Annotated in this window: 22 protein-coding genes and 1 tRNA gene; 17 read left to right on the top strand and 6 right to left on the bottom strand. The window is 61.6% G+C overall.

Annotated features, from left to right (window positions below):
* Positions 1 to 80: 80 nt before the first annotated feature.
* The 5 genes from WA904_RS17325 to WA904_RS17305 all read right to left on the bottom strand — a co-directional run bounded on the left by WA904_RS17325 (position 81) and on the right by WA904_RS17305 (position 4,715).
* Entirely contained in the window at positions 81 to 500 is a 420-nt protein-coding gene (locus WA904_RS17325; RefSeq protein WP_425198373.1) for a globin family protein, read from the bottom strand.
* A 31-nt stretch (positions 501 to 531) separates the two neighbouring features.
* Positions 532 to 1,344, bottom strand: a complete 813-nt coding sequence (locus tag WA904_RS17320) for an ABC transporter ATP-binding protein (protein WP_425198372.1) — start codon at positions 1,342 to 1,344, stop codon at positions 532 to 534.
* A 139-nt stretch (positions 1,345 to 1,483) separates the two neighbouring features.
* On the bottom strand, positions 1,484 to 2,446 hold the full coding sequence (gene ntrB, locus WA904_RS17315; RefSeq protein WP_425198371.1) for a nitrate ABC transporter permease: 963 nt from the start codon (positions 2,444 to 2,446) through the stop codon (positions 1,484 to 1,486).
* Between the two features lie 16 nt (positions 2,447 to 2,462).
* A complete protein-coding gene (locus WA904_RS17310; protein WP_425198370.1) occupies positions 2,463 to 3,707 on the bottom strand; it encodes a CmpA/NrtA family ABC transporter substrate-binding protein in 1,245 nt (414 codons plus the stop codon).
* 375 nt (positions 3,708 to 4,082) lie between these two features.
* Entirely contained in the window at positions 4,083 to 4,715 is a 633-nt protein-coding gene (locus tag WA904_RS17305) for an ANTAR domain-containing response regulator (protein WP_425198369.1), read from the bottom strand.
* A 272-nt stretch (positions 4,716 to 4,987) separates the two neighbouring features.
* Here WA904_RS17305 and tsaD point away from each other — a divergent pair, with 272 nt between their 5' ends.
* On the top strand, positions 4,988 to 6,025 hold the full coding sequence (gene tsaD, locus WA904_RS17300; RefSeq protein ID WP_425198368.1) for a tRNA (adenosine(37)-N6)-threonylcarbamoyltransferase complex transferase subunit TsaD: 1,038 nt from the start codon (positions 4,988 to 4,990) through the stop codon (positions 6,023 to 6,025).
* A gap of 43 nt (positions 6,026 to 6,068) precedes the next feature.
* On the opposite strand, the gene WA904_RS17295 is transcribed toward tsaD, so the two are convergent.
* The gene (locus tag WA904_RS17295) at positions 6,069 to 6,470 is read right to left on the bottom strand and encodes an Hsp20/alpha crystallin family protein (protein ID WP_425198367.1); all 402 of its coding nucleotides are present in this window, start codon (positions 6,468 to 6,470) and stop codon (positions 6,069 to 6,071) included.
* Between the two features lie 174 nt (positions 6,471 to 6,644).
* Between WA904_RS17295 and WA904_RS17290 the strand changes: the two genes are divergently transcribed.
* The 16 genes from WA904_RS17290 (at position 6,645) to nuoH (ending at position 22,352) form a co-directional block, all read left to right on the top strand.
* On the top strand, positions 6,645 to 7,874 hold the full coding sequence (locus WA904_RS17290) for a branched-chain amino acid ABC transporter substrate-binding protein (RefSeq protein WP_425198366.1): 1,230 nt from the start codon (positions 6,645 to 6,647) through the stop codon (positions 7,872 to 7,874).
* Between the two features lie 30 nt (positions 7,875 to 7,904).
* Positions 7,905 to 9,095, top strand: a complete 1,191-nt coding sequence (locus tag WA904_RS17285) for a pyridoxal phosphate-dependent aminotransferase (RefSeq protein ID WP_425198365.1) — start codon at positions 7,905 to 7,907, stop codon at positions 9,093 to 9,095.
* Between the two features lie 144 nt (positions 9,096 to 9,239).
* A complete protein-coding gene (gene rpsO / locus WA904_RS17280) occupies positions 9,240 to 9,506 on the top strand; it encodes a 30S ribosomal protein S15 (protein WP_077593278.1) in 267 nt (88 codons plus the stop codon).
* A 208-nt stretch (positions 9,507 to 9,714) separates the two neighbouring features.
* Positions 9,715 to 11,832, top strand: coding sequence for a polyribonucleotide nucleotidyltransferase (gene pnp, locus WA904_RS17275; protein WP_425198364.1), 2,118 nt, complete (start codon positions 9,715 to 9,717; stop codon positions 11,830 to 11,832).
* Between the two features lie 71 nt (positions 11,833 to 11,903).
* Positions 11,904 to 12,890, top strand: coding sequence for an NAD(P)H-quinone oxidoreductase (locus tag WA904_RS17270; RefSeq protein WP_425198363.1), 987 nt, complete (start codon positions 11,904 to 11,906; stop codon positions 12,888 to 12,890).
* 4 nt (positions 12,891 to 12,894) lie between these two features.
* Complete coding sequence (gene tpiA, locus WA904_RS17265) at positions 12,895 to 13,671, top strand: triose-phosphate isomerase (protein WP_425198362.1); 777 nt, start codon at positions 12,895 to 12,897, stop codon at positions 13,669 to 13,671.
* Positions 13,672 to 13,704: 33 nt separating this feature from the next.
* Entirely contained in the window at positions 13,705 to 14,115 is a 411-nt protein-coding gene (gene secG, locus WA904_RS17260; RefSeq protein ID WP_425198361.1) for a preprotein translocase subunit SecG, read from the top strand.
* A 115-nt stretch (positions 14,116 to 14,230) separates the two neighbouring features.
* Positions 14,231 to 14,315, top strand: a tRNA-Leu gene (locus tag WA904_RS17255).
* A gap of 96 nt (positions 14,316 to 14,411) precedes the next feature.
* Positions 14,412 to 14,771, top strand: coding sequence for an NADH-quinone oxidoreductase subunit A (locus WA904_RS17250; RefSeq protein WP_425198360.1), 360 nt, complete (start codon positions 14,412 to 14,414; stop codon positions 14,769 to 14,771).
* A 49-nt stretch (positions 14,772 to 14,820) separates the two neighbouring features.
* Complete coding sequence (locus tag WA904_RS17245) at positions 14,821 to 15,303, top strand: NuoB/complex I 20 kDa subunit family protein (RefSeq protein WP_077593284.1); 483 nt, start codon at positions 14,821 to 14,823, stop codon at positions 15,301 to 15,303.
* On the top strand, positions 15,303 to 15,914 hold the full coding sequence (locus tag WA904_RS17240) for an NADH-quinone oxidoreductase subunit C (protein WP_425198359.1): 612 nt from the start codon (positions 15,303 to 15,305) through the stop codon (positions 15,912 to 15,914). The genes WA904_RS17245 and WA904_RS17240 overlap by 1 nt, the downstream gene beginning before the upstream one ends.
* 101 nt (positions 15,915 to 16,015) lie before the next feature.
* The gene (locus tag WA904_RS17235) at positions 16,016 to 17,269 is read left to right on the top strand and encodes an NADH-quinone oxidoreductase subunit D (protein WP_425198358.1); all 1,254 of its coding nucleotides are present in this window, start codon (positions 16,016 to 16,018) and stop codon (positions 17,267 to 17,269) included.
* Positions 17,266 to 17,754 (top strand): NADH-quinone oxidoreductase subunit NuoE, encoded by a 489-nt coding sequence (gene nuoE, locus WA904_RS17230; RefSeq protein WP_425198357.1) that lies wholly within the window; start codon positions 17,266 to 17,268, stop codon positions 17,752 to 17,754. Before WA904_RS17235 ends, nuoE begins: the two co-directional genes overlap by 4 nt.
* Before the next feature lie 2 nt (positions 17,755 to 17,756).
* Positions 17,757 to 19,109: an NADH-quinone oxidoreductase subunit NuoF gene (gene nuoF, locus WA904_RS17225; protein ID WP_425198356.1), complete on the top strand. Its 1,353-nt coding sequence runs from the start codon at positions 17,757 to 17,759 to the stop codon at positions 19,107 to 19,109.
* A gap of 25 nt (positions 19,110 to 19,134) precedes the next feature.
* Positions 19,135 to 21,276: an NADH-quinone oxidoreductase subunit NuoG gene (nuoG, locus tag WA904_RS17220; RefSeq protein ID WP_425198355.1), complete on the top strand. Its 2,142-nt coding sequence runs from the start codon at positions 19,135 to 19,137 to the stop codon at positions 21,274 to 21,276.
* Positions 21,273 to 22,352 (top strand): NADH-quinone oxidoreductase subunit NuoH, encoded by a 1,080-nt coding sequence (gene nuoH / locus WA904_RS17215; protein ID WP_425198354.1) that lies wholly within the window; start codon positions 21,273 to 21,275, stop codon positions 22,350 to 22,352. The genes nuoG and nuoH overlap by 4 nt, the downstream gene beginning before the upstream one ends.
* Positions 22,353 to 22,360 lie beyond the last annotated feature (8 nt).

Raw genomic sequence — 22,360 nt, 5'->3', positions numbered from 1 at the left:
TAAAAATGCGGGTCGGTTCGGCCCCGCCCCGGATCAGGCGGCTTGGCCGGAATGGTTTGGGCGAGCGTCTGACGCCGGCCTCACGATGGCTCCGCTGTCCTGTGCGCTTCGACCATCACGCCGGAGAGCATGCCGTAAGCGGTGGTCCAGGCCTCGCGCACCTCGGGTGTGAAGTCCTTGCCCAGACCCTGGGACAGCGTATCCAGCAGCGCAGTGCCGACGACGGGGTAATGCTCCGGCCGGGCGCCATAGGCCACGTGGCGCTGAGCCAGTTTCTGTGCAGCCGGCACGATCACCTCCAGCTGCGTCAAGCCGTTCACCACGGTGCCCAACATGGTCATCAGCTTGCGACCCTGTCCGGCCATGTCACCCCTGAACAGCGGCTGCACCTGGGGCGCAAGTTCGAACAGGCGGGTATAAAACAGTGCCGCGGCCTGCTCCGAAATGGGGGCGACCTTGGCGAAGCTGCTCTGGACGAGTTGAATCTGTCGGGGAGTCATCGTGGAGCCTTCCCGTTTTCAGTGCCTGCGCTCAGGCGGCTTTTTCCACGTGGCCCTGGCGGGTGTAGAGGAAGTCGATGACGGCCTTGCGGTAGCCGAGGTAACGGATGTCTTCGGCCAGGGCCACGCGCGAACGCGGCCGCGGCAGGTCCACCTGCAGCACTTCGCCGATGGTGGCGGCCGGGCCGTTGGTCATCATGATGATGCGATCCGACAGAAGCACTGCTTCGTCGACATCGTGGGTGACCATGACCACCGTGCTTTGCGTGGTGGCGACGATCTGCAGCAATTCGTCCTGCAGCTTGGCGCGTGTCAGCGCGTCCAGTGCGCCGAAGGGTTCATCCAGCAGCAGCACCTTGGGCTCCATGCACAGCGCGCGGGCAATGCCGACCCGCTGCTTCATGCCGCCTGAAATTTCACCTGGTCGCTTTTGCGCCGCGGCGCTCAGGCCGACCATGGCCAGTGCCGCCTCGGTGCGTGCCTTCAGCTGCGTCCGGTTTTCGGTGGCACCGAAAACGCGCTCGACTGCGAGGTAGACGTTTTCATGGCAGGTCAGCCAGGGCAGCAACGAATGATTCTGGAACACCACCGCACGTTCCGGGCCGGGGCCGGAAATTTCACGGTTGGCGCAGAGCAGGGCGCCCTGTGTCGGCGTCGTCAGGCCGGCGATCAGGTTGAGCAGCGTGGACTTGCCGCAGCCCGAGTGGCCGATCAGCGCAACGAACTCCCCTTTGGCCACGGTGAGGTTGATATTCTGCAGCGCGCAGAACGGGCCTTTCCGGGTTTTGAAGGTCTGCTCGACGCCCTGGATCTCTATGTACTTGGTGGTCAATGACATGTTCATGACGTGTTCCTTTTTGGGTTCATGTGGCTTAGGTCGCTGCCTCCTGAAAGCTGGAAGTGGCTTGATGCGGCAGGGTGTCGGCAGCCAAAGCCGTTCGCCCGGGCACTGATCCCCGTACCGGGGCCCCTCATCGCGCGGCTCACGTCTTTACTTCCTCAAACGTAAACGCCGTGGCCAGCTTGATCAGTGCGAACTCCAGCACCAGTCCGACCATGCCGATGACAAAAATCGCGATGATGATGTTGGTGACGTTGAGGTTGTTCCACTCGTCCCAGACCCAGAAGCCGATGCCTACGCCACCGGTCAGCATTTCTGCCGCCACGATCACCAGCCACGCCGTGCCGACGGCCAGGCGCACGCCGGTGAGCATGTAGGGCAGCACGGCGGGAAAGAGGATCTTGGTGAAGATCTTCCACTCGCTGAGGTTGAGCACGCGCGCGACGTTCATGTAGTCCTGCGGCACCCGCTGTACACCGACGGCGGTGTTGATGATCATGGGCCAGATCGAGCAGATGAAGATGGTCCAGATGGCAGCCGGATTGGCACCCTTGAACACCAGCAGGCCGATTGGCAGCCAGGCCAGCGGCGACACCGGCCGCAGCAGGCTGATCAGCGGGTTGAACATGCGGCTCAGGAAGGTGAAGCGCCCGATCATGAATCCGGCAGGAATGCCAACGGCCGCTGCCATGCCGAAGCCGATGGCCACGCGCTTGAGTGAGGAGAGCACGTTCCAGCCCACGCCCTGGTCGTTTGGCCCCTTGCTGTAGAACGGGTCGCTGAAGACGTCCAGCGCCTGGCGAAAAGTCTCGGCCGGCGAGGGAATGCTTTTGCCCGTGGACACGGACACCAGCTCCCACAGGCCAATCAGCAGGCCCAGCCCGAGCAGGGGCGGCAGCACCGCCATCCAGACACCGTGCCAGTCGAAAGGCACTTTTGCAACCGTGGGTTGACTCGCCGGAACAGGCTCTTTTTTGGCCTTAGCCCCTACTGCATCTGCGCCAGTAGCTATGGTATTGATAGCAGGCTTGCCGGCGCTCGGTATTGGTGACGACGAGGCGACGGGCGCCTCGTCGAAGGGGGTGTGAAAAACAGCGCTGACCATGGTGTGTTCTCCCTCTTCAGACTTTGATCTTGAAACCGTCGGCGTATTTCTTCGGGTCCTTGCCATCCCAGACCACGCCGTCGATCATCTTGCTGGTGCGCATCAGGTCCTTGGGCACCGGCGTTTTGCTGGCGGCGGCGGCGTCTTTGTAAATGTCGATATGGTTGACCTGCTTGGCAATGCCAAGGTAGTCCGGATGATCCTTGATCAGGCCCCAGCGCTTGTGCTGCGTCAGGAACCACATGCCGTCGGACAGGTAGGGGAAGTTGGCCGCACCGTCGTTGTAGAACTTCATGTGGTTGGGGTCGTCCCAGGTCTTGCCCAGGCCGTTCTGGTAGCGGCCCAGGATGCGCTGGTTGATGGCGTCCACGCTGGTATTCACATAACTCTTGTCGGCCACCGTCTCGGCCATCTTCATTTTGTTCTGCAGGCCGGAGTCGATCCAGCGGCCAGCTTCCAGCACGGCGGCCGTGACGGCGCGCGCGGTGTTGGGGTATTTCTTGACGAACTCCGCCGTGGTGCCCAGGGTTTTTTCCGGATGGTCTTTCCAGATGTCCTGGGTGGTCACCGCCGTGATGCCGATGCCGTCCATGATGGCGCGGTGGCCCCAGGGCTCGCCCACGCAGAAGCCGTCCATGTTGCCCACCCGCATGTTGGCCACCATCTGCGGCGGCGGAACCACGATGGCGCGGGCATCCTTGAAGGGGTTGATGCCGGCGCTGGCCAGCCAGTAATACAGCCACATCGCGTGGGTGCCGGTGGGGAAGGTTTGCGCGAAGGTGTATTCGCGCTTTTCCGTCGCCATCAGTTTGGCCAGGGAGGCAGCGTCCACCGCACCCTTGTCGGCGATTTTCTTGGACAGCGTGATGGCCTGGCCGTTGTTGTTCAGGCTCATCAGCACGGCCATGTCCTTCTTGGGGCCGGCCGTGCCCATGTGTACGCCGTAGATCAGGCCGTACAGCACGTGGGCAAAGTCGAGTTCACCGTTGACGAGCTTGTCGCGCACGCCGGCCCAGCTCGCTTCCTTGGTCGGGATGATCTTGACGCCGTATTTCTTGTCGATGCCGAGCACCGAAGCCATCACCACCGAGGCGCAGTCGGTCAGAGGGATGAAGCCGATCTTGACTTCCTTCTTTTCAGGGGCATCGGAGCCTTGCGCATAGACAACGGCACGCAAGGCCGGGCTGATGCCGGTGGCGCCGACGGCGGCCGCCTGCAAAACGGTGCGGCGCGTCAGTGAAGATTTCAGCAGTTCGGTCATGGTCGGGACTCCAGAAGTGAAAACAAAAAAAACAGAAGCAAAAAACAAAAAAGGCGCTCGACCCGGGCAAACACAAGTGATGTGAATGCAGGGTGCGAACGCCTTTGTTCCTGGAGATACTCCGCTTCGCCGTTGAAGTGGAATACCTTGTGCCTACCTTTCAGCAAAAGCTGTGCCAGCTGGCGGCATTAAATTTTTCTGGAGAGAGGTTGTTGGTTAAAAGTGCTTGTAACCTTTATGCTGAGGGCGTAACATGCTACTTAATCAATAGCGGTTGGATGACGGGCCAGACAAGAAGAGGTGGACTCAGGAGACTGCACTGTATTTGTGCGCTGCACCATTTCGGCGTGGTGCGTGGCCCGGCCGGCCAGGGATTCAGCCGAGCAGATCGGCTGCGTCCAGGATGCGTTGCGCCACTTCGCCCAGGCGCAGGCCCTTGTCCATCGCGGCCTTGCGCAGCTTCTCATAAGCGTCCCGTTCATTGAGGTTCTGGCGCTGCATCAACAGCCCTTTGGCGCGGTCTATCACCTTGCGGTCCTGCAGTTCGGTCCTGGCGTCGGCCAGTTCCCGCCGCAGGCCCTGCTCATGTTCGAAGCGCGCCATCGCCACGTCGAGGATGGGGCGTATGCGTTCCGGCGACAGGCCGGCCACGATGTAGGCGGACACACCTGCGGCCACCGCGTCTTTCACGTGGCTGGTGTCGTTGTCGTTGGTGAACAGCACGATGGGGCGCCGCGCATCGCGCGTGGCCATCACCACATGTTCGAGCGAGTCGCGTGCCTCGCTTTCGGCGTCCACAATGATCATGTCGGGCTGGAGCTGTGCCAGCCGCTCATACAGAAAGGTGTCCGCCGGCAGCACGGCGACAACGTTGTAGCCGTTTTCCAGCAGGCCGATGCGCAGCTGGCGCGACCGCTCGGCTTGCTGCCGGGCATGGACGTCCGTGGATGCACCGTCCAGCAGATCTGGGGCGATGATGACAAGGCGCAAGGACTGGGACGGCGTCATGGGGCGCTTGGTGCAAGATTCGAGCCAGTGGAGCCCCCACGGTCGCTCACTTCGTGTAGCTTCCTGCCTCCCGAGGGGGCCGCTGCGCCTGCGGACTGGCGGAGCCAGATCCGCGGCCCCTGCTTGGTTGAAGAGTTCGAGGGGCGCGGCCAGCGGAGGCCGCGGGTCCGGCTTTGCCGGCCCGCAGGCGCCGACCCCCTTGAGGGGGGAACAGGCTACACGCAGTGAGCCTGGAAGGGGGGCTGCTACACAGGGGTGGCTACACTTGTTCAATGCTAGTTCTAGGAATTGAATCAAGTTGCGATGAGACCGGTGTGGCGCTGGTGGATGCGTCGGGGCAGGGTGTGCCGGTGCTCCTGTCGCACGCCTTGCACAGCCAGATCGACATGCACCAGGCCTACGGTGGGGTGGTGCCCGAGCTGGCCAGCCGCGACCACATCCGGCGTGTGCTTCCGCTGATCGATGAAGTGATGGGCCAGGCGCGGCGTTCGCTGCAACAGGTGGATGTGATTGCCTATACACGCGGACCCGGACTGGCCGGCGCCCTGCTGGTGGGGGCGGGTGTGGCGTGCGCGCTTGCGGCGTCGCTCGGCAAGCCGGTGATGGGTGTGCATCATCTTGAAGGGCATTTGCTTTCGCCCTTCCTGAGCGCGGATCCGCCGGAATTTTCCTTCGTGGCCTTGCTGGTGTCGGGTGGCCACACGCAATTGATGCGGGTGGACCGCGTCGGTAGTTATGAACTGCTGGGCGAGACCATTGATGACGCGGCCGGTGAGGCTTTTGACAAATCGGCGAAGTTGCTGGGGTTGCCTTATCCCGGGGGGCCGCACCTGGCCAGGCTGGCACAGGGGGGCGACGCGCAGGCCTTCAAGCTGCCCCGGCCCCTGCTGCACAGCGGTGACCTGGATTTTTCTTTCTCCGGCCTGAAGACCGCTGTACTGACGCAGGCCAAAAAACTCGGTGAGCCTATGGGCGAGCAAGCCCGGGCCGACTTGGCGGCGTCTACCCAGGCGGCCATTGTGGAAGTGTTGGTCAAGAAATCTCTGAAAGCGCTGGAGCGGACCGGCTTGAAGCGGCTGGTGGTGGCTGGCGGGGTGGGTGCCAACGCGCTGCTACGCGAGCAGCTCAACGCGGCCTGCAGCAAGAGGGGGATTCGTGTGCATTACCCCGAGATGCATTTATGCACCGACAACGGCGCCATGATTGCGCTGGCGGCCGGCATGCGCCTGCAGGCTGGCCTGGAAAACCTGCAGCGCGGCTACACCTTCGATGTGAAGCCGCGCTGGGGTCTGGCGGAAATAGCAGCCTGAAAGGGCAGCGGCTCCGCGCCGCTTGCCGATTTGCTGCCGCAGATTACTGGATAGGCAGCGTTGCCACGTTGCTGACCGGGATTTTTTTGCTCAAGGTCAAGGTCAGCACGCCGTTTTCCAGTTTGGCCGTGCTGGCTGCAGCATCGATTTCCAGCGGAAAACGCCAGGCGGCCTTGACGGTGCGTGCGGCATCGGCCTTGCTGGCAATACGCACAACATCGCCTTCAATGCCGATGTCCAGTTGCTCTTTGCCCAGGCCGGGAACATCCAGTTGCAGTGAATAGGCCTTGTCGCCGTCTTCGACGGTGGCTGTCTGGCTGGGCCGGGCGTCCGACAGGGAGCCCAGAGTGTCGCTCAGGAATTTGTCAAGGGTGCCGCTTCGTACCAGGGATGAGGCGGGGCGCTGGAAGTTGCGTGCGGGGCGGCTGGCGAGTGAATAGAACATGGGGACTCCAGTGGGTTGGATGGGAAAATTTTCCCTTTACACTTCGCGGCTCTCAACCGTGATTGCCGCATGCACAGCAGGTAGGCGTGACGCGGCTTATTTCAAGGAATTTTTCGAATGTATTTTTCTACTCCAGCGCTCTTGAAATGGGTGGTCTCGGCCTTAGGCGCCTGCATGTTGTCCCTGGGTGTCCATGCCCAGCAGGTTCCCGCGGCACAGAGTCCCATCCGTGTGGCGTTGATCGAGAGCCTCTCTGGCCCTTTTGGCAATACCGGGGAAGCCGTGTTCCGCAACCTCGTGTGGGCAGCAGAACGTGTCAACGCACGCGGCGGCGTCAAGCTGCCAGGAGGCAGCCGTCCCCTGGTCTTTGTGCGTTACGACAGCAAGGGCCAGAACGAGGAAGCGCTGTCGGCGCTGCGTTCCGCCATGGACGACGGCATCACGCTGGTGGCCCAGGGCAATTCGTCCTCCACCGCCGCGGTGCTGGTGGATGCCATCAACAAGCACAATGAGCGCGAACCGGCCAGGCGTGTGCTGTTCATGAACTATTCCGCGGTTGATCCGGTGCTGACCAACGAAAAGTGCAGCTATTGGCATTTCCGGTTTGATGCCCACGCTGACATGCGCATGGCGGCCCTGATGGATGTGCTCAAGGACGACAAGGCGATCAGGGGCATTTACCTGATTGGCCAGGACTACAGCTTTGGCCAAGCCGTTCTGCGCGAAGCCCGCAAGCAGCTCGCGGTGCAGCGCCCCGATGTGCAGATCGTCGGTGACGAACTGCACCCGATGGGCCGGGTCAAGGATTTCATGCCTTATGCCGCGAAGATCAAGGCGAGCGGTGCGCAGGCCGTGCTCACCGGCAACTGGGGTAATGACCTGACCTTGCTGGTGAAGGCCGCCAGGAACACGGGTTATGAGGGCAGCTTCTACACCTTCTATGGCAACGCACTCGGCGTTCCCGCCGCATTGGGCGAGGCGGGTGTGGGCAAGGTTATTGCCGTCGCCGACTGGTTCCCCAACGAGCCGGGCGCTGCGTCGGAAACCTTTTACCAGTCTTTCCGCCAGCGCTTCCCAAAACCCCAGGACGACTACGTACACATGCGCATGCAGCTGATGGTCGAGGCGCTGGCGCAGAGCATCGAAAAAGCCGGCACTGTTGACTCTGCCGCGGTGGCCTCCCAACTGGAAAAGGCAATGGTGCTGTTTGCCTCGCACAAGGGCGTCATGCGCAAGGCGGACCACCAGTTCCAGCAACCCTTGCTGGTGGCCGTGATGGACAAGCAGGGCACGCCCGGCGTCAAATTTGATGTTGAGGGCTCGGGTTACGGCTTTCGCGTGATCAAGACGATTGATGCTGCGCGTTCCGAACAGCCGCACAGCTGCAAGATGCAGCGTCCCTGAGCAACATTGCCATTCCAGAGAAAGACCGTGATGCGACAGATTGTTGTAGACCTTGAAGAGTCGATGATCCGCCAGGTAGCCAACGCGGGCATGGGACGCGCTGATGTGCTCAAGTTCTGGTTTGGCGAAAGCGACGAAGTCACGCCGGCATTCATCCGCGAGGCCGCCATCGCGTCGCTGCAACAGGGCGAGACCTTTTACGCGCACAACCTGGGCTTGCCGGAGCTGCGCGAGGCCATTGCCGCTTATGCAAGCGCCTTGCGTTGCGCAGGTGCCGTGCCGATTGGGGCGGAGCGCATTGCCGTCACCTCCGGTGGGGTGAATGCCCTGATGCTGGCAGTGCAGGCACTCGTCGATGCCGGCGATGAAGTCGTGGCCGTGACGCCGGTCTGGCCCAACCTGACGGCGCAACCGCTGATCATGGGCGCGAAGCTGCGCTGCGTGAGCCTCAAGCCGGTGGCCGGCCAGTGGCAGCTGGACATGGCCGAGCTGCTGGCCGCGATCACGCCGCAAACGAAACTGTTGATCGTCAACGCGCCGAACAATCCGACCGGCTGGACCTTGAGCCGCGCCGAACAGCAAACCCTCTTGGCACACTGCCGCAGCACAGGCACCTGGATTCTGGCCGACGAGGTCTACGAGCGGCTTTACTTCGAACCCACGGAGAATGGCTGCGCGCCGAGCTTTCTGGATATTGCCCAACCGGACGACCGGCTGGTCGTCGTCCACAGTTTTTCCAAGAGCTTTTTAATGACCGGCTGGCGCCTGGGCTGGCTGGTGATGCCGCCCGCGATGACGCCGCACATGGGCAAGCTGGTGGAATTCAACACCTCCTGCGCGCCGGTGTTCGTCCAGCGGGCCGCCCTGGTGGGACTGGAAAGAACCGCCGACGTCACGCCGCGGCTGGTGGCGCACCTGAAAACCTGCCGCGACACGCTGGTGCCGCTCCTGCAGGCGGTTCCGGGTGTTGAACTCGCTTCCCCCCGGGGCGGCATGTACGCGTTTTTCAGGCTGGCGGACCAGACACGTTTTGGGGACTCGCTCGCCACCGCCAAACGGCTGGTGGTGGAGGCCGGTTTGGGCCTGGCGCCCGGCAACGCCTTCATGGTCAACCCGGCCGCCGAGGCCCAGGGCTGGCTGCGCTGGTGCTTCGCCAGCCGGGACCTGGACCGACTGGGGCAGGGGGTCGAGCGCCTGGCCCGCTGGCTGCCTCGCGCCTGAGCGCCCGGTCTGGGCTATAATCCAAGGCTCTGCGCAAAGGCGTGCCTTTTCATTCATGAAGCGGCACACCGCAGAACACGGCGGCCACGGTCAACTCCCACGTCGGGAGCACTGTACCGCTCGCAAGTTACACAAGGAAAATCCATGATCGAGAAATCCATCAAGGCCGAAATCGTTCAGGCCAACGCACGCGCTGCCGGCGATACCGGCAGCCCTGAAGTTCAAGTGGCCCTGCTGACCGGCCGCATCAATGAACTGATGCCCCATTTCAAGACCCATGCCAAGGATCACCACGGCCGCCGTGGCCTGCTGCGCATGGTGAGCCGCCGCCGCAAGCTGTTGGACTACCTGAAGTCCAAGGACGCGGCCCGCTATGTTGCGTTGATTGCCAAGCTTGGCCTGCGTAAATAATCGGTAAAACGACTGCAAGGCGCCTGAGTTAGTTCACTAGCTCAGGCGTTTTTTACTTCGGAGCAAGGCAAAACGATCACGCGCTGTGTCATTCCACAAGAAAAGCCCTGGATTAGCAGGCATTTTGTGGAATGGCATCGTGTTCTGCCAGCCACCACTCCGGGCCTCCTGCACTGCCTCAAGTGCTTGAATCTAGTGGAGATAAACCATGAGCATTTTCAATAAAGTCACCAAATCCTTCCAGTGGGGCCAGCACAAGGTCACGATGGAGACCGGTGAAATCGCCCGCCAGTCCGGCGGCGCCGTCATCGTGGACATGGACGGTACCGTGGTGCTGGCCACCGTGGTTGCCAAAGCCGACGCCAAGCCCGGCCAGGACTTCTTCCCCCTGACGGTGGACTACCTCGAGAAAACCTATGCCGCCGGCCGCATTCCCGGCAGCTTTTTCAAGCGCGAAGGCCGCCCCAGCGAGTTCGAAACACTGACATCGCGCCTGATCGACCGTCCGATCCGCCCGCTGTTCCCCGAAGGCTTCTTCAACGAAGTGCAGGTCGTTATTCATGTGCTGTCGCTGAACCCTGAAGTCGAAGGTGACATTCCCGCGCTGATCGCCTCCAGCGCTGCGCTGTCGATCTCCGGCATCCCGTTCAACGGCCCCATCGGCGCCGCCCGCGTGGCCTGGATCGACGGTCAGTACGTGCTGAACCCCGGCAAGACCCAGCTGAAGGATTCCAAGATGGACCTGGTGGTGGCCGGTACCGAAGCCGCCGTGCTGATGGTCGAGTCCGAAGCCCAGCAACTGTCTGAAGAAATCATGCTCGGTGCCGTGGTGTTTGGCCACGAGCAGGGCAATATCGCCATCAACGCGATCCATGAACTCGTTCGTGACGCCGGCAAGCCGGTTTGGGACTGGCGTGCGCCTCCCAAGGACGAGGTGCTGATCGCCAAGGTGGTCGCGCTGGCCGAAGAGAAACTGGTGGCTGCCTACCAGATCCGCAACAAGCAGGCCCGCACCCACGCCACCCGTGAAGTGACCACCTGGACCAAGATGGGGCTGAAGGCCGAAGGCGTCGAATTCGACAGCGTGGCTGTGGACGGCATGCTGTTCGACATCGAAGCCAAAATCGTGCGCAGCCAGATCCTGGCCGGCGACCCCCGCATCGACGGCCGCGACACGCGCACCGTGCGCCCCATCGAAATCCGCAACAGCGTGCTGCCCCGCACCCACGGCTCGGCCCTGTTCACGCGTGGCGAAACCCAGGCGCTGGTGATCACCACGCTGGGCACCGAGCGCGATGCACAGCGCATCGACGCCTTGTCGGGTGACTACGAAGACCGCTTCATGCTGCACTACAACATGCCTCCGTTCGCCACCGGCGAAACTGGCCGTGTGGGTAGCCCGAAACGCCGCGAAATCGGTCACGGCCGTTTGGCCAAACGCGCGCTGATCGCCGTGCTGCCGACCAAGGAAGAATTCCCGTACACCATGCGTGTGGTTTCGGAAATCACCGAGTCCAACGGTTCCTCGTCGATGGCTTCGGTCTGCGGCGGCTGCCTGTCGCTGATGGACGCCGGCGTGCCGATGAAAGCCCACGTGGCCGGCATCGCCATGGGGCTGATCAAGGAAGACAACCGCTTTGCCGTGCTGACCGACATCCTGGGTGACGAAGATCACTTGGGCGACATGGACTTCAAGGTGGCCGGCACCACCGCCGGTATCACCGCGCTGCAGATGGATATCAAGATCCAGGGCATCACCAAGGAAATCATGCAGGTTGCGCTGGCGCAGGCCAAGGAAGCCCGCATGCACATCCTGGGCAAGATGCAGGAAGCCATGGGCGAAGCCAAGGCTGAAGTCTCTGACTTCGCACCGCGCCTGTATGTCATGAAGATCAACCCCGAGAAGATCCGCGACGTGATCGGCAAGGGCGGCGCCGTCATTCGCGCGCTGACCGAAGAAACCGGTACGCAGATCAACATCGAGGAAGACGGCACCATCACCATCGCGTCGAACGACAGCGCCAAGGCCGATGAAGCCAAGCGCCGCATTGCCGAGATCACCGCCGAAGTGGAAATTGGCAAGGTTTATGAAGGCCCGATCACCAAGATCCTCGACTTCGGTGCGCTGGTCAACCTGCTGCCCGGCAAAGACGGCCTGCTGCACATCAGCCAGATCGCCCACGAACGTGTCGAGCGCGTGACGGACTACCTGACCGAAGGCCAGATCGTCAAGGTCAAGGTTCTGGAAACCGACGAAAAAGGCCGCGTCAAGCTGTCCATGAAGGCGCTGCTGGACCGTCCTGCCCAAGGTCAGGACCAGGGTTGACCTGCTATTGATTTTGCAGCTGCCAGCGCCCGCCAGTCGGGGGCTGCAGCCACAAAACACTTGAAGATTCCATGAAAGCAGTTGAAATCACCTCCTATGGCGCGCCGGACGTCCTGCGTCTGGGCGAGCGGCCTGATCCGATGGCCGGCGCAGGCGAGTTGCTGATCCGCGTGGCGGCCTCCGGCGTAAATCGCCCGGACGTCCTGCAGCGCACCGGCAACTACCCGGTTCCTCCTGGGGCGTCGGACATTCCCGGGCTGGAAGTGGCGGGGATCATCGTGAGCGGTGATGCTCAAGCCATGGCGCAAGCCGGGCTGAAGGTGGGCGACCGTGTGTGTGCGCTCGTTGCCGGAGGCGGTTACGCCGAAGTGTGTGTGGCACCGGTTGGCCAGTGCCTGCCTGTGCCTGAAGGCTTCAGTGACGTCGAGGCGGCTTCCCTGCCGGAAACCTTCTTCACGGTCTGGAGCAATGTGTTTGACCGTGCCCGCCTGCAGAAAGGCGAGACGCTGCTGATCCAGGGTGGCTCCAGCGGCATCGGCGTGACGGCCATACAGATTGCCAAGGCCATGGGCGCGACCGTCATCGTGACGGCCGGCAGCGATGAGAAATGCGCCGCCTGCCTAAAGATCGGGGCCGATCACGCGATCAACTACAAGACGACCGATTTCGCCGAAGAGGTCAAGACGCTGACTGCCGGCAAGGGTGTGAACGTCATTCTGGACATGGTCGCCGGCAGTTATGTGGCGCGTGAGATCGGCTGCCTGGCCGAGGACGGCCGTCTGGTGTTCATCGCGGTGCAGGGCGGCACCAAGGCTGAATTCAATGCCGGCCTGGTTCTGCGCAAGCGGCTTACCATCACCGGCTCCACACTGCGGCCGCGACCCATCGAATTCAAGACCGCGATTGCCGTGGCCCTGAAAGAGAAAGTCTGGCCGCTGCTGGCCAGTGGAGCGATCAAGCCCGTGATTCACGGCACCTTTGCCGCGGCCGACGCTGCCAAGGCGCATGTGCTGATGGAATCGAACCAGCACATCGGCAAAATCGTTTTGACATGGTGAAGTCGTGAAGAAAAATAAGCTGATCGCTGGCAACTGGAAGATGAATGGCAGTTTTGGGGCCAATCAACGGTTGATGGACGAAATACTGACGGGTATCGAAGCACGCAAGCCTGCTTGCGAGATTGCAGTGTGTGTACCTTTTCCGTACCTTGTCCAAGTGCAGGACTATCAGGATAGAAGTCGAGATGACAGCGGCGAACCAATGTTGCATCTGGGGGCTCAAGATGTCTCTGCACACAAGGCGGGCGCTTATACGGGCGAAGTTTCTGCAAGCATGCTCCGTGAATTGAACGTGGCCTATGCCATCGTCGGCCACTCGGAGCGCCGCCAGTACCACTTCGAGAGCGACGCACTGGTGGCAGAAAAGGCGCAGCAGGCGCTCGCTGCGGGCATCACACCCATCGTCTGCGTCGGTGAAACACTGGCCGAACACGAAGCAGGGCAGACCGAAAGCGTTGTGAAACGCCAGCTCGCCGCCGTGATCCACACCAACGGACACTGCATCAGCGAGATCGTGCTTGCCTATGAACCGGTCTGGGCCATCGGCACCGGGCAGACAGCCACGCCTGAACAGGCGCAGGCGGTGCATGCCGTGCTCAGGGCCCAGCTCAAGGCTGCGACGGAACATGCAGACCGCGTGAAGATCCTGTACGGCGGCAGCATGAATGCGGCCAACGCCGCTTCGTTGCTGGGCCAGCCCGACATCGACGGCGGCCTGATTGGCGGCGCATCGCTGAAGGCCCCCGATTTTTTAACGATTATTGCTGCAGCCTCCGTCTGACAGACGGAACGCGCTATTAAATTAGGAGTAGGTATGAATATTTTGTTGACTGCTGCCCTGGCGATCCAGATGATTTCCGCATTGGCCATGATTGGCCTGATCCTCGTGCAACATGGCAAGGGTGCCGACATGGGCGCTGCTTTTGGCAGCGGCGGGTCCGGCAGCCTGTTTGGTGCCAGCGGCAGTGCCAACTTCCTGTCGCGCACCACGGCAGTATTGGCTGCTGTGTTTTTTGCGTGCACCTTGCTGCTGGCCTATTTCGGCAACGCGCGACCCCAAACGGGCACCAGCGTGCTTGAAGGTGCGGCCATCACGGCGCCTGCGCCGGTAGCTCCCGGTGCCGGTCAGATTCCAGGCACGACCACTCCGGCTCCGACGACGGGTGTCACGGCTGTGCCGCCTGCACCGGCCGCATCCGGCGCAGGTCAAATCCCCACGAAATAGCGCGATAAAGGCGCCGTCCCGCTCAGGGAGCGGCGCAAATTCGGGGTAAACTCTGAGACTGCCCGGAAAGCCAAAAGCCGCAAGGTTCCTCATGCCATCCGGACAGTTAAAAACCGCGGACGTGGTGAAATTGGTAGACACGCTATCTTGAGGGGGTAGTGGCGAAAGCTGTGCGAGTTCGAGTCTCGCCGTCCGCACCACTTACAGGCACTGGCCGGCGCTGCACAGGCAGGGCTCCGGGCCCGGAACAGCAAACTGGCACACAGCACAAGCGGCTTGCAGAAGTTGAATCGACGATGAACCTCGACCAATACCTCCCCGTCCTGTTGTTTATCCTGGTCGGCGTGGCTGTCGGCGTGGTGCCTCAGGTGCTGGGGCGTCTGCTCGGTCCGAACAAGCCGGACAGCGAAAAAAATTCCCCTTATGAATGCGGCTTCGAAGCGTTTGAAGATGCCCGCATGAAGTTCGATGTGCGCTATTACCTGGTCGCCATCCTGTTCATTCTTTTTGACCTTGAAATTGCCTTCCTGTTTCCGTGGGCCGTCGCGCTCAAGGAAATCGGTCCGGTGGGTTTCTGGTCCATGATGGTTTTCCTCGGCATTCTGGTCGTGGGGTTTGCCTACGAATGGAAAAAAGGCGCCCTGGACTGGGAGTAGCTCACCAAGATTCAGCGGCAGCACCAGCGGCCGCCACAAAGGTACGGGTATGTCACTAGAAGGTGTTTTTAACGAAGGCTTCATGACCACGAGTTACGACTCGGTGGTCAACTGGGCCAAGACCGGATCGCTCTGGCCCATGACCTTTGGTCTGGCCTGCTGCGCTGTCGAGATGATGCATTCGGCCGCTGCGCGTTACGACATCGGCCGTTTCGGTGCCGAGGTGTTTCGTGCCAGCCCGCGCCAGAGTGACCTCATGATTGTGGCCGGCACGTTGTGCAACAAGATGGGGCCGGCCCTGCGCAAGGTGTACGACCAGATGGCCGAGCCGCGCTGGGTGATTTCCATGGGCTCCTGCGCCAATGGCGGTGGGTACTACCACTACAGCTACTCGGTGGTCCGCGGGTGCGACCGCATCGTGCCGGTGGATGTGTATGTGCCGGGTTGCCCGCCCACGGCCGAGGCCCTGATCTACGGCATTATCCAGTTGCAGCAGAAAATCCGCCGCACCAACACCATTGCGAGGGCTTGATGGGTCCTTTGCATCCTGCTTCTGCTGAACAGCTCGCCGGCATCATTGCCGCTGCCCTGGGCGAAAAGACCAAACGCACCACGGTGGCGCTCGGTGAGGTGACCGTTGTTGTCGACGTGTCCGACTACAAGGCTGCTGCCCTGATCCTGCGCGATACCAGGGGCTGCCAATTCGAGCAGCTGATGGATCTTTGCGGCGTCGATTATTCCGAATACGCCGATGGCCGTTACGATGGCCCCCGCTTTTGCGTGGTGTCCCATCTGCTTTCTGTCAGCCTGAACCAGCGTGTCCGCCTGAAAGTCTTCTGCGCCGACGATGATTTTCCGGTAGTGGCATCCGTCAGCGATGTCTGGAACTCGGCCAACTGGTTCGAGCGCGAGGCGTTTGACCTGTTCGGCATCGTCTTCGAGGGCCACAACGATCTGCGCCGCATCCTGACCGACTACGGCTTTATCGGCCATCCTTTCCGCAAGGATTTCCCGACCACCGGCCATGTCGAGATGCGTTACGACCCCGAGCAGAAGCGCGTGATTTACCAGCCGGTGACGATTGAACCCCGCGAAATCACGCCGCGCGTGATCCGTGAAGACAATTACGGAGGGGTGCAGTAGTTATTTGCCCTTGCGGGCCTGGCCCGCAGTCCGTGGTGGCGTTGTTCGCCCGCATGGATGCCGGATGAAGTCCGGCATGACAAGTCAAACGCAGAACCGATATGGCTGAAATCAAAAACTACACGCTCAACTTCGGACCGCAGCATCCCGCTGCCCATGGCGTCTTGCGCCTTGTCCTGGAACTGGACGGCGAAGTGGTGCAGCGTGCCGACCCGCATATCGGTCTATTGCACCGCGCCACCGAAAAGCTTGCCGAGAGCAAGACTTACATCCAGTCATTGCCCTACATGGACCGGCTCGACTATGTGTCCATGATGTGCAATGAGCATGCCTACTGCCTGGCCATCGAAAAGCTGCTGGGTGTTGATGTGCCCATCCGCGCGCAATACATCCGTGTCATGTTCTCGGAAATCACGCGCCTGCTGAATCATCTGATGTGGCTGGGCTCGCATGGCAACGACTGCGGCAGCTCGACCATCCTGATCTACACCTTTCGCGAGCGCGAAGACCTGTTTGACATTTACGAGGCGGTATCCGGTGCGCGCATGCACGCAGCCTATTTCCGTCCCGGCGGCGTTTACCGCGACCTGCCGGACACCATGCCGCAGTACAAGGTCAGCAAGATCAGGAATGCCAAGGCGATAGAGGCGATGAACGAGAACCGCCAGGGTTCACTGCTCGACTTCATCGGGGACTTCACGCGCCGCTTCCCGGGCTATGTGGACGAGTATGAAACCTTGCTGACGGACAACCGCATCTGGAAGCAGCGTACGGTCGGGGTCGGTGTGGTTTCACCGGAACGTGCACTCGGCATGGGCATGACCGGTCCGATGTTGCGCGGCTCCGGCATTGCGTGGGATTTGCGCAAGCAGCAGCCCTACGAGGTGTACGACCGCATGGATTTCGATATTCCCGTGGGCAAGACCGGTGACTGCTACGACCGCTATCTGGTGCGGGTCGAAGAGATGCGCCAGTCCAACCGCATCATCGAACAGTGCGTGGCCTGGCTGCGCGACAACCCGGGGCCCGTGATCACCAGCAACCACAAGGTGGCTGCTCCCGGACGCGAGTCCATGAAGTCCAACATGGAAGAGCTGATCCATCATTTCAAGCTCTTCACGGAAGGCTTCCATGTACCCGAGGGTGAAGCCTACGCCGCGGTCGAACACCCGAAGGGCGAGTTCGGCATTTATATCGTGAGCGACGGTGCCAACAAGCCTTATCGCCTGAAGATCCGCCCGCCTGGTTTTGCGCATCTTGCCGCGCTGGACGAAATGGCGCGCGGCCACATGCTGGCCGATGCCGTGGCGATCATCGGAACCATGGACATTGTTTTTGGAGAGATTGATCGATGATCTCTGAAGTTGCCAAAGCGCGCTTCGCGAAAGAAGTTGCGAAATATCCCGCGGACCAGAAGCAGTCGGCCGTCATGGCTTGCCTGGCGATCGTTCAGGAAGAGCAGGGCTACGTCAGCGCCGAGAGCGAAAAGCTGGTGGCCGAGTACCTGGGCATGGCGCCGATAGCGGTGCATGAGGTCACGACCTTCTACAACATGTACAACCAGAAGCCGGTGGGCAAGTACAAGATCAACGTCTGCACCAACCTGCCGTGCCAGCTGCGCGATGGCACCAAGGCGCTGGCCTACCTCGAGCAGAAACTGGGTGTGACCATGGGCGGCACCACCGACGACGGCCTGTTCACCCTGCAGCAGTCCGAGTGCCTGGGCGCCTGCGCCGACTCGCCGGTCATGCTGGTCAACGACCTGCACATGTGCAGCTTCATGAGCAACGACAAACTCGACCAGCTGATCGATGGCCTGAAATCGGGCGAGGCGAAATAACCATGTCTGCTTCCAGCATCCTCTCCCAGTTTGAAGCCACCGGCGTCCAGACTTCCTTTCACGGCCGTCACATCAATCCGCAGATCATGGCGGACCTCGACGGTGCCAACTGGCGCCTGAAAGACTACGAAGCGCGTGGCGGCTACCAGGCCCTGCGCAAGATCCTCGGCAAGGACGGCGGCGAAGGGATGACGCCCGATCAGGTGATTGCCGAAGTCAAGGCCGGCAGCCTGCGCGGCCGCGGTGGCGCGGGTTTCCCGACCGGCCTGAAATGGAGCTTCATGCCGCGCCAGTTCCCGGGTCAGAAATACCTGGTTTGCAACTCGGACGAGGGCGAGCCGGGTACCGCCAAAGACCGCGACATCATGCAGTACAACCCGCATATCGTCATCGAAGGCATGGCGATTGCGGCGTACGCCATGGGCATCAGCGTCGGCTACAACTACATCCATGGCGAAATCTTCACGACCTACAAGCGGTTCGAGGAAGCGCTGGAAGAAGCGCGCGCCGCGGGCCTGCTGGGCGACAACATCCTCGGTAGCAATTACAGCTTCGAGCTGCATGCGGCCCATGGTTTCGGCGCCTACATCTGCGGCGAGGAAACCGCCTTGCTCGAATCGCTCGAAGGCAAAAAAGGCCAGCCGCGTTTCAAGCCGCCGTTCCCAGCCAGTTTTGGCCTGTACGGCAAGCCGACAACGATCAACAACACGGAAACTTTCGCGGCCGTGCCCTGGATCATCCGTAACGGCGGCCAGGCCTACCTGGACTGCGGCAAACCCAACAACGGCGGCACCAAGATCTTCACGATCAGTGGCGACGTCGAGCGCCCTGGCAACTACGAAATCCCGATGGGCACCCCGTTTGCCAAACTGCTGGAACTCGCGGGCGGCATGCGCGGCGGGCGCAAGCTCAAGGCCGTGATTCCCGGCGGGTCGTCGATGCCGGTGCTACCTGCCGACATCATGATGGCGACCGACATGGACTACGACTCCATCGCCAAGGCCGGCTCCATGCTCGGCTCCGGCGCGGTGATCGTGATGGACGAAACCCGCTGCATGGTCAAAAGCCTGCTGCGCCTGTCCTACTTTTACATGCATGAAAGCTGCGGCCAGTGCACGCCTTGCCGCGAGGGCACGGGCTGGCTCTGGCGCATGGTGGACCGCATTGAACACGGCCATGGCCGTGAGAGCGATCTGGAGTTGCTCAACTCGGTCTCTGACAACATCCAGGGCCGCACCATCTGCGCGCTTGGCGACGCAGCGGCCATGCCGGTGCGCGCCATGATCAAGCATTTCCGCGCCGAATTCGAGCACCACATCACCCACAAGACCTGTCTGGTCCCGGTTTACGCATAACAGCGCTCCAATAAAGCAGATTCACATGGTTGAAATCCAACTCGACGGTCAGAAAGTGGAAGTGCCTGAAGGCAGCACGGTGATGCATGCCGCCGAAAAAGCCGGTACCTACATTCCGCACTTCTGCTATCACAAGAAGCTCAGCATCGCGGCCAACTGCCGCATGTGCCTGGTGGATGTAGAGAAGGCGCCCAAGCCGATGCCGGCCTGCGCGACGCCCGTGACGCAGGGCATGGTCGTGCACACCAAGAGCGACAAAGCCATCAAGGCCCAGAAGGGCGTGATGGAATTTCTGCTGATCAATCACCCGCTCGACTGCCCGATCTGCGACCAGGGTGGCGAGTGCCAGCTGCAGGATCTTGCCGTCGGTTATGGTGGCAGCGGTTCGCGCTACGAAGAAGAAAAACGCGTGGTCTTCCACAAGGACGTTGGCCCGTTGATCTCCATGGAGGAGATGAGCCGCTGCATTCACTGCACGCGCTGCGTGCGGTTCGGCCAGGAAGTTGCCGGTGTCATGGAACTGGGCATGTCCAACCGTGGCGAACACGCCGAGATCGAGACTTTTGTCGGCATGTCGGTGGACTCCGAACTGTCGGGCAACATGATCGACCTCTGCCCTGTTGGCGCATTGACCAGCAAGCCTTTCCGCTACAGCGCCCGCACCTGGGAGCTCTCGCGCCGCAAGTCGGTCAGCCCGCACGATTCCACGGGCGCCAACCTGATTGTCCAGGTCAAGTCCAACCAGGTCATGCGCGTGGTGCCGCTCGAAAACGAAGACGTCAACGAATGCTGGATTGCCGACCGCGACCGCTTCTCGTATGAAGCGCTGAACAGCGACGAGCGACTTTTGAGCCCCATGCTCAAGCAGGGCGGCCAGTGGAAGGCCGTGGACTGGCAGACGGCGCTCGAATATGTTGCCAACGGACTGAAGCAGATCAAGGCCGACCATGGCGCCCAAAGCATGGGCCTGCTTGCCAGCCCCCACAGCACGCTGGAAGAGCTGTACCTCGCCGCATCGCTGATGCGAGGCCTGGGCAGTGACAACATCGACTACCGCCTGCGCAACGCAGAATTTGCGTCCGTGCCATCCGTGCGCTGGCTGGGCACCTCGATTGCATCGCTGTCGCAGTTGCAGCGTGTGTTGATCGTCGGTTCCAACCTGCGCAAGGATCATCCGCTGTTTGCACAGCGAATTCGGCAGTCTGTCCGCAAGGGCTGTGCGCTGAGTGCTATCACTTCCGTAGCGGATCTGGCTTCTGCCGACGCCTGGGCCATGCCCGTGGCCCATCATGTGCTGGCTGAACCGGGCGCCTGGGCGCAGGCGCTCGCCGACGTGGCTGCTGCGATTGCCGCAGACAAGGGCGTGGCCGCGCCGGCTGCCGGTCAGGTGACCGATGCCGCCAGGGCCATCGCCAAGTCCCTGCAGGGTGGCGAACGCAAGGCCATCCTGCTGGGCAACGCCGCTGCGCACCATGCGCATGCGGAGAGCCTGCTGGCCTTGGCCAACTGGATCGGCGCCCAAACCGGGGCCAGTGTTGGGTATCTGACAGAAGCGGCCAACACCGTGGGCGCACAGCTGGCGGGTGCCATGCCGTCAGGCCAGGGCCTGAATGCCGGGCAGATGTTGGCAGGCGGCCTGAAGGCGGTGCTGCTGCTCAACAACGAACCCGAGTTCGATTCCGCAGCAGGTGCGTCAGCCAGGACTTCGCTCAGCGCAGCGCAAATGGTGGTCACCCTGAGCCCGTTCAAAGCGAACATGGCGTTCAGTGACGTGCTGCTGCCGATTGCTCCGTTCTCGGAAACCCCGGGCACCTTTGTCAACGCCGAAGGGCGGGTGCAGGGTTTTCATGCCGTGGCCAAACCGCTTGGCGAAACGCGGCCGGCCTGGAAGGTCTTGCGTGTGCTGGCCAACCTGCTCGAGTTGCCGGGCTTTGACTTCGAATCCGCACAGGATGTGCTCAAACAGGTGCCCGCTGCCGCAGCAGCGCAGGTGCCCGCAGAGCATCTGGGCAACAGCACCCAGGCTGGCATTGATCTGTCGGCGGCAGGCCCGGCCCCGGTGGTTGCCAGCATTTACCAGCTCGACGGCCTGGTCCGGCGTGCAACATCGCTGCAACTGACCGCCGATGCGCGGCAGGCGCTGGCAGGTGAGGGAGCAGCAGCATGATCGACAGCATTTTCGACTTCGGCCAGGGTTTGATGGGTGGTATCTGGCCGGGCACGGTCTGGCCTGTCCTGTGGATCCTGATCAAGATCGTCTGTGTCCTGCTGCCCCTGATGGGTGCGGTGGCTTACCTGACCCTCTGGGAGCGCAAGCTGCTGGGTTTCATGCAGGTGCGGCTTGGCCCGAATCGCGTGGGTCCGTTTGGCCTGTTGCAGCCCATCGCCGATGCGGTGAAGCTGCTGACCAAGGAAATCATCAGCCCGACGGCTGCAAGCAAGGGTTTGTTCGCACTCGGTCCCATCATGGCCATCATGCCCGCGCTTGCGGCGTGGGTCGTGATTCCGTTCGGCCCTGACATTGCGCTTGCCAATGTGAACGCCGGACTGTTGCTCATCATGGCGATCACTTCCATCGAGGTATATGGCGTGATCATTGCCGGTTGGGCCTCCAACTCGAAATACGCTTTCCTGGGGGCGTTGCGCGCCTCAGCCCAGATGGTCAGTTATGAAATCGCCATGGGCTTTTGCCTGGTGGTGGTGCTGATGATATCGGGCAGCATGAACCTGACGGACATCGTCATGGGTCAGGCCAGGGGCATGGCAGCCGACAAGGGTTTGACCTTCCTGTCCTGGAACTGGCTGCCGCTGCTGCCCATCTTCATGGTCTACATGATTTCCGGCGTGGCTGAAACCAATCGCCACCCGTTTGACGTGGTGGAAGGCGAGGCCGAGATTGTGGCCGGCCACATGGTCGAGTACTCGGGCATGGGCTTTGCCATCTTCTTCCTGGCCGAATACGCCAGCATGTGGCTGGTGGCGATCCTGGCGGCGCTGATGTTCCTCGGCGGCTGGCTGTCGCCGGTGGACAGCGCGCTGTTCAACTGGATTCCCGGCTGGATCTGGCTGGGTCTGAAGACTTTCCTGGTCGTGTCCATGTTCATCTGGATCCGCGCCACTTTCCCGCGCTTCCGGTATGACCAGATCATGCGGCTGGGCTGGAAGATTTTTATCCCGGTCACCCTGGTGTGGCTGGTCGTCGTGGGTGTGTGGATGCAGACGCCCTGGAATATCTGGAACTAAGCGGAAAA

The sequence above is a fragment of the Polaromonas sp. genome (genome assembly GCF_049790275.1).
Taxonomy (GTDB): Bacteria; Pseudomonadota; Gammaproteobacteria; order Burkholderiales; family Burkholderiaceae_C; genus Polaromonas.
Note: the sequence above shows the minus strand (reverse complement) of the source record. Positions and strands in the feature narration are given on the sequence as shown.